We start from the raw sequence: 15198 nt of genomic DNA, 5'->3' as shown, positions 1-15198 counted from the left end.
TCCTTTGCCTCTCTGCCAACCCGACATGCCCGAGTAAGCGAGTGGTTCGGCTGGGTTTCATCATCGGCTTTCTCGCGCTGATCGGGGTTCTGCTCTCCGGTCTCGCGGCGTGGCGCGTCCACGATCAGGAATTGACGCTGGACGGCATCGCGCTGGCGCGCGCCATCGACGTCCACGCCAGCCTGGTGCAGGACCGGCTGACCGAGCGCGAGCTGCTCGCGCGCGTGGCAAGTGGCCTGTTTCGTGCGCCGTCGGTGGTGAAGGCCAACATGCTGCAGCCGCTGCGCTCCTCGATCTACGCCTTCAAGACCGATTTCGTGGTCGCCTCCTGGATCGCGCGGCTCAAGCCCACCGAGCTCGGCGCCGCGCAGGCGGAGCTCAAGAGCGCCGGCTTCAGCAACCCGGCCATTCGCGATTTCGACGACCAGCCGCTGGATCTCAAGGCCATCGACAAGCCGATCGACGTGCTGATGGACCTCGAGCCGCGCACGCCGGATACGCTGGGTGTTCCGGGCCGCGCCTATGACGGACACTCGATCGTCGGGCCGATGCTGGCGCAGGCGATGGCGACCGGCAAGCCGGTGGCGTCGGACCCGATCCCGCTGTTGCGCCAGAACGGGCCGGTCGGCCTCGTGCTCGCGGCGCCGGTGCAGCAGGAAGGCGCCAGCGAGGCCGCGGGCTTCGTCACCTTTTCCTATGAGCTGGCGCCGCTGATGCTGGCCAATGACGACCGGTCGCTGTTCTCGGTGGTGCTGAAGGACCCGCGCGATTCCCACGACGAGTTCGTCGCCAACGATTCCGCCGCCGTCACCCTGCGTGCGGTGATGCCGGACGCTCCGGCGCCGTCGATAGTGCGAACCGTGACGTTCGGGGGCCGCGACTGGTCGCTTGCCTATTATGCCAAGACCAGCGCGCTGATACGGGCGCAGCAGACCGCGGCGATCGTGGCGGCGATTGGGCTGGCGCTCACCGGGATCATCTGTGGCCTGTTCGGTTATGTCGCCTACAACAATCTGCGCCTCAGCCGCGAAATCCAGGTGCGGATCGGTTTCGAGCGCCGGCTCACAGCCGTGATCGACGAGCTCAACCACCGGGTCAAGAACATCCTGGCCGTGATCCAGTCGATCGTGACGCGAACCCTGCGCCACGGGTCGGATATGGACGTCTCGCGCGAGCTTTTGATCGGCCGCATTCACGCGATGTCGAACGTGGTGACGCTGCTCAGCGAAAGCCAGTGGCAGGGCGTGAAGCTGAAGGGGCTGTTCGAGGCCCGCGCGATCCCGCACGCCGAGCGCATCGCGGTGAACGGCCCGGATATCGCCGTCAGCGCCCGCGCCGCGCAGTCGCTGTCGCTGCTGTTCTTCGAGCTGGCGTCGCATTCTGACGAGGGCCTGTCGCTGGTCGGCAAGCACCCCCACATCGTCGCCAATTGGGAAATCGTCGGCGACGAGCCGGAGACGATTTTCCATTTCCGCTGGGAAGAGTTCAACACCAGTGCGGCGACGCGGCGGGAAGACTCTGATTTCGGCCTGATCCTGCTCGATCGGGTGGCGCCGGAAGCGCTCGGCGGCACCGCGAAACGCTATTTCACCGATGTCTCCTACGTCTACGAACTCACCGCCCCGATGGTGACGGTGGTCGACATGAGCGAACGCGACCGCACCGAACAATTGTCGGCGCCGGTGCGGCCGGTGCGGTAATGACTTCGTGGGCTCCGCGTACTCGTCGGGGCTTCTCGTCATTGCGAGCGAAGCGAAGCAATCCATTCTTTCTTTGCGTGGCGAGATGGATTGCTTCGCTTCGCTCGCAATGACGCCGATTGTACTGGCTACGAACGCAAACAAAAAAGGCGGCCCTTCCGGACCGCCTTTCTCAATTCATTCCCGTCGCTCGTCAGCTGTTGCCGCCGATCACCGCGCGCACAGTGTTGTCGGGGCCGAAATCGTCGGCGCCGTCGACATAGAGCAGGGCAGAAAGCTTCGAGCGCGCGCGGTTGACGCGGCTCTTGATGGTGCCGACGGCACAGCCGCAGATCGCCGCGGCGTCCTCGTAGGAGAAGCCGGAGGCGCCGACCAGGATCAACGCTTCGCGCTGGTCCTGCGGCAGCTTGTCGAGCGCCAAGCGAAACTCCTCGAACTCCAGATGCGCGTTTTGCGCCGGCTGGGTCTTCAGGGTTTTGGCATAATTGCCCTCGGCGTCCTCGACCTCGCGCCGCCGCTTGCGATAGTCGGAGCGGAACAGGTTGCGCAGGATGGTGAACAGCCAGGCCGGCAAGTTCGAGCCCGGCTGGAACGAGTCGATATTGGCAATCGCGCGCAGCAACGTCTCCTGAACCAGGTCATCGGCACGATCGCCATTACCCGAGAGCGAGATCGCGAACGCGCGCAGGCTAGGTACCGACGCCAAGATGTCGTCGCGAAGAGAGTCGGTGAGAGGCATTAGTCCCTCCCGTCATTTTTTACGGTTTGATCCGTTTGGCCAGCGGCCTGGGCCGCCGCCTCCGGCCCATCTAGCTTTTTGATGAGCTCCGCAAAGCGGTCAGGCACGCCCTGCCGAACCACATCGTCATACATGGCGCGGAGTTGATGGCCGATTCTGGACTGGATCTCGGCATTGAGACCGCCCTGCTTCTTTACTTCCTTCATGATCTGATCCACGCTTCCCCGAGAGTTAAGTCCCTGCATTTCAAGCGTTTTTTCTCGAAAACGGGCCTTGGCCCCGCTGCTGTCGATCAGAGCCTAATGCGAAGGTTCAAGGAAAGTTCCGAATTCTGGGAACTTTTTCTTGGAACTTTTTCGTCTCTCAGGCGTAGTCGGCGATGACAGGGGAACCGGGTCACCCCTGTTTGCTGGATGCGTCCTCCCAAAAACGAGCGCTCCAGGCGATTTCGGCCCAGGATATTTCGACCAAAAGACAAGGATGGAGTGGGGATGTCCCGATCACAGATCGTTGCTGAACATTTGCCGCTGTTACGGCGCTATGCCCGTGCGCTGACCGGAAACCAGGCGTCGGGCGACGCCTATGTCGGGGCCATGCTGGAGGCCCTGCTGCAGGACCCCGCCCTGCTGGACGAACGGCACGGCGCGCGCGCTGGCCTGTTCCGGCTGTTCACCCAGATCTGGAATTCGGTCTCGATCAACGATCTTCCCGATCTGGCGCCGCAGACGATGCCGTCGGAACGCCGGCTCTCGAACATTACGCCGCTGCCGCGCCAAGCCTTCCTGCTGCTGTCGCTGGAAGGTTTTTCGGAGGAGGAAGTGGCATTCATTCTCGCCACCAGCGTCGCCGACACCCGCAAGCTCGCCGACACCGCCGGCCGCGAAATGGCCGCCGAAATCGCCACCGACGTGCTGATCATCGAGGACGAGACGTTCATTGCGATGGACCTCGAAAGCCTGGTCAAGAGTCTCGGTCACAACGTGATCGGTGTCGCCCGCACCCATTCTGACGCGGTGGCGCTGGCCAAGAACAAGAAGCCCGGCCTGATCCTCGCCGACATCCAGCTCGCCGACGGCTCATCCGGCCTCGACGCCGTCAACGAGCTGCTCCGCGTCTTCGAGGTCCCGGTGGTGTTCATCACCGCCTATCCCGAACGCTTCCTGACCGGCGAACGCCCCGAGCCGGCGTTCCTGATCTCAAAACCGTTCCAGCCCGCGATGGTCTCCGCGGTTGCCAGCCAGGCGCTGTTCTTCCAGCGCAACTCGAAGAACCGCGTGCCGAGGGCGGCGACGGGTTAGGCTGAAAACGGTTGGAGTTGAATTGATCCGGCGCGCTGAAGGGCGCGCCGGATTTTTTTGCGACGTGACGCCAAACCTCACGTCGTCCCGGCCTGGTGCGCAATTGCGCACGGGGGCCGGGACCTATAACCACAGGATCATTTGTTAAAGGAAAGGGGTATCCGCTTGAGTGCCTCGACACAGCGGCCGCGGCGTATAGATCTTAGCCTTCGCCGGGACGACGAAAGATTCTGGCGAAGCGAATAAAGATTCTGACGAGGCGAATGAACAAAAAAGCAGGGCGCGACCGGCATCACCACGGTCGCGCGGCGTTTTTATATTTGTCCGTCACAAGCCGCTGCTGGCTTCTAACAGCTTGTTAGTTCTGCTAGAATTCGCGGATCATATTCCGCAGTAGTCCATGGAAGTTCGCGGGCGTTCGTCGCAATCCGCGTTCAATGGTGGGGCGGATGGTGGGGCGGACATGGCCAAAAGACAGTTGCATAAGCTCTCCGCTCGAGAAGCGGAGACAATCACCGAACCCGGGCGCCACAGTGACGGTGGGGGACTTTACCTCGCGATCGAGACAGGGGCGCACGGGCGGCGCCAATGGATCTTCATGTATCGTGTGCGCGGCACAAGCAAGCGGAGAGAGATTGGCCTTGGCCCGGGCAAGGGGAGGGCAAGGACGGCTTGTCGCTCGCTGATGCTCGTCTCAAGGCCGCGGATGCGCGCAAGGCGTTGGCTGAAGGCAGGAGTCCGGCCGCAGAGCGACGGACCGAGGAAGTAGCGGGCACTACGTTCGGAGTGTTCGCGGACGCCTTTTTGGCATCTATCAAAGCGGGCTTCAAAGGTAAGAACACTCTCGTCGACTGGACGCGAGATCTGAAGGTGCATTGCAAGCCCATCCGCACTATGGAGCTGGCCGACGTCAACTCGAATGATGTGTTGGCCATCTTGTCGCCGATCTGGATGACGATCAACCGCACGGCTCGCGAGACGCGAAGCCGAATTGAGCGTGTACTCGACGCCGCAGAAGCCAAGGGGTTCCGGTCTGGGAAGAACCCTGCCATGTGGAAGACATTGAAGCCGCTTTTGCCGAAGGCGAAACGATCGAAGCGCCATCACAAAGCCGCGCCCTATAAAGACGTGCCTGACATCGTCCGGGCGCTGAATGCCAAACACAAAATGGCGGACACGACGGTGAACCTCGCTGCTGAATACATTATCTTAACGGCGGTGCGGACCGGCGAAGCTCGCTTTATGCGCATACGCGAGGTCGACTTTGCAGAACGGCTTTGGACCATCCCAGCGGAGCGGATGAAGGCTGAGGACGATCCAGAAGGCAAGGATTTCGAAGTACCGCTTTGCGATCGCGCAATCGCGATCTTGAAAGCAGTCATTCCGGAGGATGCGGCCTCCGATGCCTATGTGTTTGCCGGGCAGTGGTCAGCGGACCACTCGAAGCCGCTTGGTATGAACGCGGTGCTACACGCGCTCAAGGCGGTTTACTCGCCGGAATACGAAAATTATCATCCCAACCCCAAGCAGCCGCGCTCTTCACCGGAGTGCTGGCCGTCGTCGATGTAGCATCGGATCCAATTGAGATTTATGAGTTCCTAAAATCCACGAAAGCGCCGAGCATTGATTTCTTGTATCGCGATGGAAATCACGACGTGCTACCGATCGGCAAAGCAGCTTGCCTTTCGACCGAGTACGGCGAGTGGATGGTTCGGCTCGTGGACTATTATCTTGACGATCAATCACCGACGCCCATCCGATTTTTGGACGACATAATCAGACTACTCATTGGGGGAGCTGCGCGAAAAGAAGGCGTTGGCGTCAGTGACTATGGAATTCTCGTGTTCGAAACCGATGGCACCATCGCGAAGAATGACACGTTGAAAAGCGCGTCACCTTTTGCGGATCGATTTGAAGTGAGCCGTTCCGTTTTCGACTGTAGTTTGACTAGTTTTGTCTGTTCAAATGAGTTTTCAGAGTACCATCAATCCCAGCGCCCAACATCCTCTATTTGCAGGACGTGTAGATATTTGGAAGTTTGTGGCGGTGGAATGCCGCCTCACCGCTATAGCAGGGCAAACGGGATAGATAACCCGACCATATTTTGCGCTGATCAAAAATGCCTAATTGAACACCTCATGCAGTATCTCTCGCGAAGGATGGCTGTTGCGGCATGATGCCTGTTTTCGACAGTGCGACGAGATCATCAGTCCCTTTTCCACATCTGCAAGTCGTGGACATTTTGCCTCGGGGCGAAGCTGATCGCATTCTTCGATGGTTCAAGGAGGGGGCGCCGTGGAAGCTGACAATCGCTGATTTCTATGAGCAATACGAATTTTCACTTTTGCATATTCCGTTATCACCCGAAATCGAGCGCTTGACAGAGCCCTCCTTCACGAACGTGATTTCTGCTGCGCTGGAAGGCTTATTTGAGCTTTCGCAAAAATTAAAGCTCGTGGGAATCAGTGCTCATAAGCTGACGCAGGGCCAGACCATCCGGATTCACAATGATTTTCTAGGTGCAGAAGAGACTCATCGTTTGCTCATTCAATTCAACGATGGATGGGAAGTAAGGCAAGGCGGGCTGCTGATGCTTTTTGCTTCCGATGCTCCGGAAAGCCTTCAAAGTATCGTTCTCCCTGCCCACGCAAGTGGGTTCGCATTTGAGATTTCTCCCAAGTCGTTTCATGCAGTATCGTCCATCAGCGCCGGAGAGCGCTACACGCTAGTCTATACGTTCCGCGGGATCGAATGATGAGCGCCTCCTGGGGCGGCTTGCCCACTTCTGATCAGCACGAATCGACTCGTCAGTTGGTGTTGGACGCGCTTCGCAAACCCGGCCCATTCTGGTTCGAAAACCTTGGGCCGCTGTTAATACTGCCGCGCTGGTCAGAGCTTGGAGAGAGGTATGGCATTGACCGCGAAAACTACGGTACCGCTCGCATCTTAGGTCAAACTCCCCAAGCTGATCGCACAGTAATTGGGAGTCTGTGCAAACCGGTTTTCGACGACGACCGCAAAATCTTGGTTGAATCCCTTGGGCCGCAATTCGTCGATCAATACTCCGAGTTGGGTCTGAAGTTTTATCGGTCTGATGAGGTCGGTCCAGAACTCTTAAGCTCGTTAAGGTGCGCGATCCACTTGATCTCTCTTGTTCGGGGCGCCGCAGTGTCGGTTTCTGCCGTGCTCTCAGTTTTGCACCTTCTCAAACCTAATTCTCCAAACTACGACGTGAGCTTCAGTGAGCCTTTTGTACCGTTTTCGATTTTTGTTGGGGTAGAGCGGGAAGGCCGACCTAATGATGATCTTCGGTTAGCCGAAGGAATTCTTCACGAGTGCATGCACCTACAGCTCACACTGATTGAAGGACAGATCGCGTTGATTGCGGCCGAGAAGGAAACTCATTTTTCGCCGTGGCGGCAGGAAATCCGTCCCACTCGCGGCGTGCTGCACGCTTTGTACGTGTTTCGAGCCATTCAGGACTTTTTCGCCGCCCTCATGGCGTCCGCAACCTTGAGTGAGGGGCAGTACAGGTACGCCCAACGTCGCTATGATCAGATTGATGAAGATGTGCTTCAGGTTGAAGACTTGACGATGAGCCAAGACCTCACCCCAATAGGCCGCGCTTTTGCGACGAGGCTGAAAGCGCGGAAGTAGGCGGGGAAACGAGCGGCACATCTCGGCTGACGTCGTTGATATGGCTGCTAGGTATCTGCGGCGTACAAATAGGACGAATCGCAAGGTTGACGAGCAACCGTAAGTCGGCGTGGGCTCTGGGGCTTATCCGCATCCTAATGTTCGATGGACCTCGCATCTGCGGGGTCAATCTTCGGAGCCGAAGCCCGTCATAATAAATCGCGCCAACTAGGCGCCAAATTGAATGCAATTGTTTTCCGACTCAGGCAAGGGTTCGAAGTTTCCATGTCTCCATCCATGAACGTCCTCCCTCCCAATCGAGCTGTGCGCCTCGACAATCATACGTGCCCGTACTGCGGTAACGAGAAATCCGAGGAAAATCCCTTCACTGTCGAGCATGTCGTCGGCAGGCGTTTTGTACCCAAGGGTGCACTTGATAAGAGCTGGGCGCTAATCGTTAAAGCTTGCCTACCGTGCAACAATAAGAAATCAGACCTGGAGGATGATATTTCGGCGATCACGCTCCAGCCGAACCTTGGCGAAAAGCACGCCGACCCGCTGCTGCACGCAGAAGCCATGCGCAAGGCCAAGGGCTCGGTTAGTCGCCGGACCAGAAAAATGGTCGGCGAAAGCCATGAGGAGGGTTCGATCGAAGGTAAAATGATGTCGCGTGTCGACGTCAAGTTTGGTTTCGTGTCGCCGCCACAGCTCATCGAAAAGCGCGTGCATGAACTGGCGCAGATGCACTTGCAAGGATTTTTCTACCTCATGAGTTATAACAAAGCCGAACGCCGCGGCGGCTTTCTTCCCGGCACCGTCGGGTTCGTTGCCAATGCAAATCGGCCGGATTGGGGCAATCCACTTTTGCTCGGCTTCGCCGAGAAGACGGCGTCATGGCCTCAGCAATTGGACTGCATATGTGCAAGCGGCTTTTTCAAAATGGCCATGAGGCGCGAAACCGAAGAGTCGACGGTTTGGTCATTTGCCATCGAATGGAACACCGCTCACAGGATCATCGGATTCTTTGGTGATCTCGATCAGGCGCAAGTTCATGTGAATGCGCTTCCCGAGTTGCAATGGACGCGCTGGGACGCAACGTCACGCTATCGAATGGAGGTTCCCATCGAACCAGAGAACGACACGCTCTTCTCCAATAGGTTGCCGAACGAGGAATCCCAGTGACGCTTGCCGATTAGCTTTTCGGAGCATTGTCGTCGGCTGTACCATCGAGCCATGGGACCCATGCGTCTATTTGCGAACCGCCTCGACAAAGCCACCGTGCCAAATAGCAACCTTATGAAGCCCCGACACCTCGAAGCCATCGTGAGCTACGAGTTCATCGATATCGGGAGGCGAAGCGTGGCCAGGTTTCCGAAATCCCGTAGGAGCATGAAGCGAAATGTTGACGTTCATGCCCCATTCGTCGTTGCGGAATTCCATCGGGTAGACGTTCCGCGAATAGGTCAGGATTAATGCCGGCGGCCTCTTGCCGGGCTGTCGCATTCGGTTCAATAGCGCCCGGTTTACATGCGTATCGCCAAATCCGTAGCCGCCAATCAGGATAGCGTCGGCTTCATAAACTCGCCGGATCAGGGCCGCATAAAACGACTGGAACGGTTCCACCAATAACTGGTCAAGCTTGAATCCGCCCGCGATGAGGCTGGTTTTGGGAAACGACCGGTTGTCAGATCGGCGGTCGGTGGAATTGCCCTGGTGGCCATCGAAAAATGTCCCGGACAGATCCTCTTCCCACCGAACATCGTCACCGAACGGGTGCACGAGCGATTGATGGACGCTTCCATGGAGGTGATAGGAAAAGCCCCACTCACTGCGCTCATGAATCGCCTTCGCATCGAACTGGCCGCTACTGCCAAAGCCGGTGAAGGCTTCAGGCCATGCCGTGAGGACAGCCGTGTCGTAGTTCAGATTGAAAACGCCCACGTCAAATGTTGTCCGAAGCCGGTTGAACAGAGCTTTGTATTGAGGGAAGCCGGCCTGTGCCGTGATGAGGGCGGCATCACACTGGCCCCGCATGTGCTCGGCTAATTTCTTCAACAGGTAGGTGACTTGATCCGTCACGCTTACCGTTACCGCGTAAGCCCCCGAGTTAAACGACATCCCAAGGGGCTGCCCATCCGGCGCGATAAGTTGGCGAAGCGCATGCCCGAACGGTGACGGCTCCATCCAGTGTGCCAAGCCAATCATTTCGCCGAGGACCTTCTCGAAGTTTGGTGTCGGTCGAATGCTTGGCGAAGCGGCAGCATAATAAGACTCAACCGCATCCCACGTCTTGCGGTAGTAGTTGTCCAACCGTTGCTCCTCCGCCCACTCGTCGCTCCGACCAAACATAAGCGCATCGATGGCCGAAACGGACGGCATGCCAACGGGGATGGAGCTTCCGGCGCCGAGGATGACGAGCAGCTTTTTCATACTGTGCCCAATGAGTTGTGGTCGGCGTAAAGCCCGGCGCCGATCATTGAATCCGCGTCGTTTTCCAATCGTCAAATTCTTTGGTGATGCGAATAGTCCATGTAGGCGCGTCGCCACCTTCCACATGCAAATTTGTTACGCCGTAAACGTACTCACCGTCCTCGACACCCTGCAGGCCAACAGCCCACACGGCGGCGAAGTCAAGCGTCGCAGGAATCTGCTTGGCAACCTTATTGGGGTGCCACGCGCCACCACCAGCATTGACGAATACCACGAGAGTCTTGCCGCGTGCGTACGCCGCGCCGCCCTTCTTCTGCTTGTCTTCGATGGCCGCCAATATCGAAGCCTCAACGTTCACGGCTTCTTCGCCCCGCGCCATGGGCACTAGCACATGTTCCGTCTGCCATGTTTCATCGGTCTTGGTGTCGTGGATGATGCCGTCACCGCCGACCGGGTCGCTGGTAAACGTCATCTGCTCTGCTTCGGTTTCCGAATTGGCCGCAGCACAAAGCAGCCAGTTCGCTAACACCTCCCTGGAAAGCATCCCGCCAAATCGATCGAACGGCCTGCCAGTCTGAAGATGCTGGCCGTTTCGAATGAACGGTTCTAATTCTTTGAGGGCAACCTTCAAATTCTTGAAGCGCGTAATCGGATATTTCATGTGTGCACAGGCGATCTCTACACCGGCTCCCATCGTACCCGAAGTTCCTAGCCTTTGCCGATACTGAATCAAAGCCCGCTGGAGGACACCCTTTAACCGGCTGCGCGTGTTTTCATGGCGTGCGGAGCTTCCTCAATTTCCTTGATGGCCTGGATCGCTGTACGCCCGAACTTGGATTGCTGCGACCACAGCCGAAGCAGCGCGACGTCGTCTGCGTTGCCGAAGTGACCCAGCGCCGAAAGTGATTGCTCAATCAATTCATCCAGTCGAAAAAACTCGAAATAGCCGGACTGTATTTCCGGCTTATTCAAGGCTGCACGGTAAATCGCCGCTATCTCGTGGGGAAAGGCCTGCCCGAAGGATGTTCCCACCGGCACCGACCCGGGAAGCCGTTTCATGCTTTCCGAAACCATCAAATCCGAATTGGCGAATTCACCAATCACCGACGCGGCAACGCAAGCTTCGTGTCGTGACAGCATGCGAAGCGGCGCGGCGCAGTTGAGCCTGCGGTCGGCCATCGATAGATCATCCCGGTTTAGCCAATAGAGAAGCTCGCCGCATGCCGATAGGGCCATACCCTTGTCCGACAAAACTGCATCAGCCGAGCGACCGGGCAAAGCCACACGGAGCCGGGCAAGCGCGACATGCGCCATTTCAAAGTTGCGGATAGCTTCCTGTGCCATCATGCACCTTGTAGGCGGAAGCGCAGTCCAACGCACGAGAAGCGGCCCGATACTTTGGTCCGATTGCGAAGCAAGCTCACCGATCATGGCAGAAACGAACATGGGCTCGTTGTCCACACTCTGCGCCGCCATAACGAGAAGCGCCTTCCGGTCGGCCGTGGAAAGCTCGCTCCATGCTTCGCAATATGCGCCGTCGTAGGGATGGTCGAACTGTCCGTTCCACAATCCGACCGCAACACCCCACATCAGCGGGTTGCTTTGATCCGCCAGCGCCTCGGCAATCGTCGCTTTGACGGTTGCGGCATATGCCGTTTGATCGTCATCGAGCGCGCCAAGCATTTTGAGCGCGTCGACGATCGCCGTAGAAAGCATGATGTTCTGCACCGGCGGCAACGCCTCGATGGCCGTAATCAAGGCAAGCCTTTCATCTTCCGTCATCGAATGACCCCCGAAGGCTGCCGCCTCCATCAGTTCGAGGCGCAGATGATAGGCAGCGTACCGCCAGTGACGGCTAATCAGACCGGGCAAAATTGCGGCAATGGATGGGCCCTTACGGTCGGCATATCGGTTGAGCCCGATCAGCAATCCGACCTGGCCCGGGCTCAAATTCGGTGATGCCAATCGCCCGAGAAGATTTGCATGTGCCGAGACCGTGGGTTGGCTGTAGAGCTGCCCGCTTTGAACGGGAACACAAATGCGCGCGAGGCCAAAATTCTCCCATCCGCGCGAAACATAACACGCTGCATAGAGTCCGCTGCGGAGCGCGACCTTCTGTTCCTCGGCTTCGCCCCGCAGCCGGCGATGCTCCTCCACTAGGCGCTGGTCCATTTTCCCGATGAGCCGTATCACCTCGTCAAGGCGACGGCCGGTCATCAGTTCGCAAGGGAGTGCATCCAGCACGGCACGGTCTTCGGCAAACCAATCCCGGACGGTTCCAGATTTCACCCGGATGCCCAAGAATGCCTTTTCTTTCTCGATTTCGAAGGTGACCCCGTCGATCTCTTCGTCAAGGCGACCGAGGACTTCATCAATTCGCTGGTTAGCCCAGCGCTGAGCGTCATGCCCGCATTGCCCAGCCAAGCATGCGCGGATCAGCGGCACATCGGATTGTTGAAGTAAAACTTGCCGCCGAACGACGTCGTCATCGATTGCGCCCAAGACCAGCGGCTTGATTTCGATATGCTGCGGCAAGCGCAATGCCGCTACGATGGCGTCCGGATCGCCGTTAGCGCGTCGGACGATGGCTTCCGCTGCGAACACGTTGAGGAACATTTCGTGGCTGAAGCTCACGCGATCGCCGCGCGTTTGCAGGAGGTTTGCGACCCGAAGCGTTTGCAGCAGCGCGCCGGAAACACTCTCGCGGTCGGATAGCCGGTCAAGTTCCCGCACTGACAGACCGAAACTTACACGATCCGTCATCATTCCGGCGACGCGTGATAATGCCCGGATGCCGTCCGCGGCCGCCGAGCCCAGCCGTTCTCGCACATAGGCATCGAATAGGCCGTATCGGCTGGTGCCCTTAGGTAATTGCCGCCCAAGCTGCCCGACCATCTTTGCTTCGAGACCGCTTCCCACGGTATCCAGCAGGGGCTTCAAAACATCATCTTCGAGACCGGCAGCGTGTCGCGCGATGGCCAGTTTGGCTTTCTTGTCGGGTTTCTGCACCGCGTAGATGCGGGCGGGCAGGAGATCGTCACGTTCCAGCGGCGATTGGGTCGACACAACCGCTCGCGCGTTGTAGCGCTTCACGGCTGCAGCCGTGCTGCGCGTCAGACGCTGCCGTTCGGCCGGCGTGCATTCGTTGTACCCATCTACGACGAAGAGGAGTTGGCGATCCAAGCGTTGCGCGGCTGAAATTAACGCTTTCGCCGAGTGCGCGCCCAGCAAAGCTGCTTCTCGGTCCACCACATCGCCTAGCTTTCCCTCAAAATGCTTGGCGGGGAGAATTATCGGCACAGATCCGCGCACCAACGCCGCCATGGCAATCTTATAGGAAAGCAGGCTCTTGCCGCAGCCCGACGGCCCGATCAGCAAAACACTACTTTCAGCAACTGACCGTTCGAGAACGACCTCGGATGAAAGCAGCTTACTCTCGCACTGGCAGGAGACCGGGACTAACTCGGAAGCCGGGGCACCGTATGTCTCTGTGAATGCTTCGCCGTATGCTTTCAGCAGCTGTTCGGCTTCAAGCAGGGTATGGCTTAGCGCTGTCTCAACAGACGGCACCGGGATCAAACGATGATGCTTAGCAAAGGTCCGCCACTTATCCAGCGACCAGCCCTGCCGCTTCATTGACTGGATCAGGTTTTGCAATTCATCGATGCCGGCGACCGTCACCTTGAAATCGCCTGGCGGGATCAACGACCTGGCCGGAATATCTGGCGCAAACACCAGCGATGCGTCGGGGAAGGGCACAGCCGCGCCAGCGAAATCCGCCATCGCATCTCGCACTGCGTGCATCTCATCGATGGTTTGCAGGTAGGCGTTGGGGATCTGTTTCCAGCGGCCCGAAGCGAGGCGAAGCTCCCACAAGCCGTTCTCGCCACCCCGAACCATAGATGCGAAGGCCTTGGCCTCGACGACCAGGACGCCTTGGTCAAGCGCAATGATGAGGTCAATCTGCCGCGTCTTGAGATTCACATTGGCGATAATGACGGCCGATATTCCTTGCGCCGTTAGGAATTCCACGGCGCGTGTCAACGCCACCCGCTCGGAAGCGTGTTCAATCGGGGCGCCAATAAATATCTCAATGGAGGCCATATCGGCTCTTCAAGAAGCAGAAAACGTTGGGATCGATGATCGGGGGATTATGAACGAAATATCGAGGCAATACCCGTCAAAGATTTAGGTCAGCTTGGCAGGCAGTCAATGGGCGGGCCGGGTCGGCCTGGATATTTCAGGCGCCACCGACACCTCGTCTACCGGCCCCAGCTTCGATGGCCTTGAGTGCAGCGATGGCATCCGGGATTTCCGAGACGACCCGGCATTGAAATAACTCATCCAGGGCGACATGGCGCGCCGTGATTGTTGCAAGCAGCGGGTGCTCGGTAAAAAAGGCCTGGCAGTGGCCCAACGCCGCCGAGGCGTGCTCAAAGTCGTATAGATCATTGCTCGTGAAACGCCGGGCTTTGTCCCAACGGAATGCAGCATGCAGGCTCGCATGGATATGCATGGTACGCAGTTGCTGTCTCATCTGTGATCGCTTCTTAAGGGCGGCAAGCAGCAGGTTTGCCCATTGATTCCAGAATTTCTGCCACGCCTGCGAACCGCGCTCGGCGGGCTGCTCGCCCGTCTTTTTGCAGTAGAGGTCGCCCATGACCTCCATCGCCATGTCCGCACCGAGTTCGACAGCGCCGGCAAGCTCGGCGGCGTAGGCCTGCGCAAAGCTCTTAATCTGGTCCGCGTTTTGGACCACGCCCTGGTTAATTCCAGAGGTATCGAAGTCGAGACCATCGGGCGGTAAAGCTGTCCCGAGCGTCTTGAACATTTCTTGGAACGACACTGTCCACATTCGATCGAAGAACGCCTTCTGCACAGCGAGCTCGGTTTCGGCATCGAAGCCTGTATTGCTGGGGTGGATAAATCCCCCAACGTAGCCGAGCTTCGACCATACAAGATGGCGTAGTGGATGAAGATCATCCGCGTCGCCCTCGAAACTATGAACGAAGCGAGCCACCTCCGTTCCCATCCGCATCCGCTCATCGATCAGCGCTACGCCGAGACTCAATTTATCCACGATACGCGCGGTCTCCAGACGCGAATTCATGTCGTCTTGCTTCAAAAATTCATACAAGTGGCTCTCGCTGATGGGGCAAAACACCTTGCCTTCCGCGACCAAGGTTCGGAGCTGATGAAGTAGTTCCAGCGCTGCAGCGTCAGTTCGTTTGCCTGCCGCGCAGTCGCGCAAGATGATCCAGAATTTTGTGTCGAGATAGATCGCGGTACGGTCATCAAGCGAGCGCCCCAACGCCACAACACAGCGCTCGACGTATTGATCAATCGATACTGCTGGGTTTGCGCGATGTGCGTCAATATCCATACGCCGACGTGC

14 protein-coding genes are annotated in these 15198 nt (G+C 58.1%); 8 read left to right on the top strand and 6 right to left on the bottom strand.

Translation table 11 applies throughout. From position 1 onward, the window contains the following. The first annotated feature begins 41 nt into the window (after nt 1-41). Nucleotides 42-1700: a CHASE domain-containing protein gene (locus tag V1289_RS16370; protein WP_334397859.1), complete on the top strand. Its 1659-nt coding sequence runs from the start codon at nt 42-44 to the stop codon at nt 1698-1700. A 193-nt stretch (nt 1701-1893) separates the two neighbouring features. Here the strand turns inward: V1289_RS16370 and V1289_RS16365 are convergent, their stop codons facing one another. Further along, nucleotides 1894-2439, bottom strand: a complete 546-nt coding sequence (locus V1289_RS16365) for a sigma-70 family RNA polymerase sigma factor (RefSeq protein ID WP_309179976.1) — start codon at nt 2437-2439, stop codon at nt 1894-1896. Then, nucleotides 2439-2645 (bottom strand): NepR family anti-sigma factor, encoded by a 207-nt coding sequence (locus V1289_RS16360; protein WP_309179975.1) that lies wholly within the window; start codon nt 2643-2645, stop codon nt 2439-2441. Before V1289_RS16360 ends, V1289_RS16365 begins: the two co-directional genes overlap by 1 nt. A gap of 285 nt (nt 2646-2930) precedes the next feature. Between V1289_RS16360 and V1289_RS16355 the strand changes: the two genes are divergently transcribed. The 7 genes from V1289_RS16355 to V1289_RS16330 all read left to right on the top strand — a co-directional run bounded on the left by V1289_RS16355 (nt 2931) and on the right by V1289_RS16330 (nt 8555). Continuing rightward, nucleotides 2931-3737, top strand: a complete 807-nt coding sequence (locus V1289_RS16355) for a response regulator (RefSeq protein WP_334397858.1) — start codon at nt 2931-2933, stop codon at nt 3735-3737. Between the two features lie 400 nt (nt 3738-4137). Further along, nucleotides 4138-4506, top strand: coding sequence for an integrase arm-type DNA-binding domain-containing protein (locus V1289_RS49750; RefSeq protein ID WP_442896017.1), 369 nt, complete (start codon nt 4138-4140; stop codon nt 4504-4506). Continuing rightward, a complete protein-coding gene (locus V1289_RS16350; RefSeq protein ID WP_334397857.1) occupies nt 4410-5306 on the top strand; it encodes a tyrosine-type recombinase/integrase in 897 nt (298 codons plus the stop codon). Before V1289_RS49750 ends, V1289_RS16350 begins: the two co-directional genes overlap by 97 nt. Next, complete coding sequence (locus tag V1289_RS16345; RefSeq protein ID WP_334397856.1) at nt 5285-5914, top strand: hypothetical protein; 630 nt, start codon at nt 5285-5287, stop codon at nt 5912-5914. The genes V1289_RS16350 and V1289_RS16345 overlap by 22 nt, the downstream gene beginning before the upstream one ends. Continuing rightward, nucleotides 5911-6492, top strand: a complete 582-nt coding sequence (yhhC, locus tag V1289_RS16340; protein ID WP_334397855.1) for a cyclophane-containing peptide 2OG-Fe(II) oxygenase YhhC — start codon at nt 5911-5913, stop codon at nt 6490-6492. The genes V1289_RS16345 and yhhC overlap by 4 nt, the downstream gene beginning before the upstream one ends. Further along, nucleotides 6492-7394: an aKG-HExxH-type peptide beta-hydroxylase gene (locus tag V1289_RS16335; protein WP_334397854.1), complete on the top strand. Its 903-nt coding sequence runs from the start codon at nt 6492-6494 to the stop codon at nt 7392-7394. The genes yhhC and V1289_RS16335 overlap by 1 nt, the downstream gene beginning before the upstream one ends. Nucleotides 7395-7658: 264 nt before the next feature. Then, on the top strand, nt 7659-8555 hold the full coding sequence (locus tag V1289_RS16330) for an HNH endonuclease (protein ID WP_334397853.1): 897 nt from the start codon (nt 7659-7661) through the stop codon (nt 8553-8555). 66 nt (nt 8556-8621) lie between these two features. Here V1289_RS16330 and V1289_RS16325 read toward each other — a convergent pair whose 3' ends face one another. The 4 genes from V1289_RS16325 to V1289_RS16310 all read right to left on the bottom strand — a co-directional run bounded on the left by V1289_RS16325 (nt 8622) and on the right by V1289_RS16310 (nt 15186). Continuing rightward, nucleotides 8622-9803: an SIR2 family protein gene (locus V1289_RS16325; RefSeq protein ID WP_334397852.1), complete on the bottom strand. Its 1182-nt coding sequence runs from the start codon at nt 9801-9803 to the stop codon at nt 8622-8624. A 43-nt stretch (nt 9804-9846) separates the two neighbouring features. Next, on the bottom strand, nt 9847-10464 hold the full coding sequence (locus V1289_RS16320; protein WP_334397851.1) for a hypothetical protein: 618 nt from the start codon (nt 10462-10464) through the stop codon (nt 9847-9849). A 92-nt stretch (nt 10465-10556) separates the two neighbouring features. After that, on the bottom strand, nt 10557-13907 hold the full coding sequence (locus V1289_RS16315; RefSeq protein ID WP_334397850.1) for an NERD domain-containing protein: 3351 nt from the start codon (nt 13905-13907) through the stop codon (nt 10557-10559). Nucleotides 13908-14043: 136 nt separating this feature from the next. Further along, nucleotides 14044-15186, bottom strand: a complete 1143-nt coding sequence (locus V1289_RS16310; RefSeq protein ID WP_334397849.1) for a hypothetical protein — start codon at nt 15184-15186, stop codon at nt 14044-14046. Nucleotides 15187-15198: the final 12 nt, after the last annotated feature.

Origin of the sequence: Bradyrhizobium sp. AZCC 2289 (genome assembly GCF_036924615.1) — a bacterium.
GTDB lineage: Bacteria > Pseudomonadota > Alphaproteobacteria > Rhizobiales > Xanthobacteraceae > Bradyrhizobium.
Note: the sequence above shows the minus strand (reverse complement) of the source record. Positions and strands in the feature narration are given on the sequence as shown.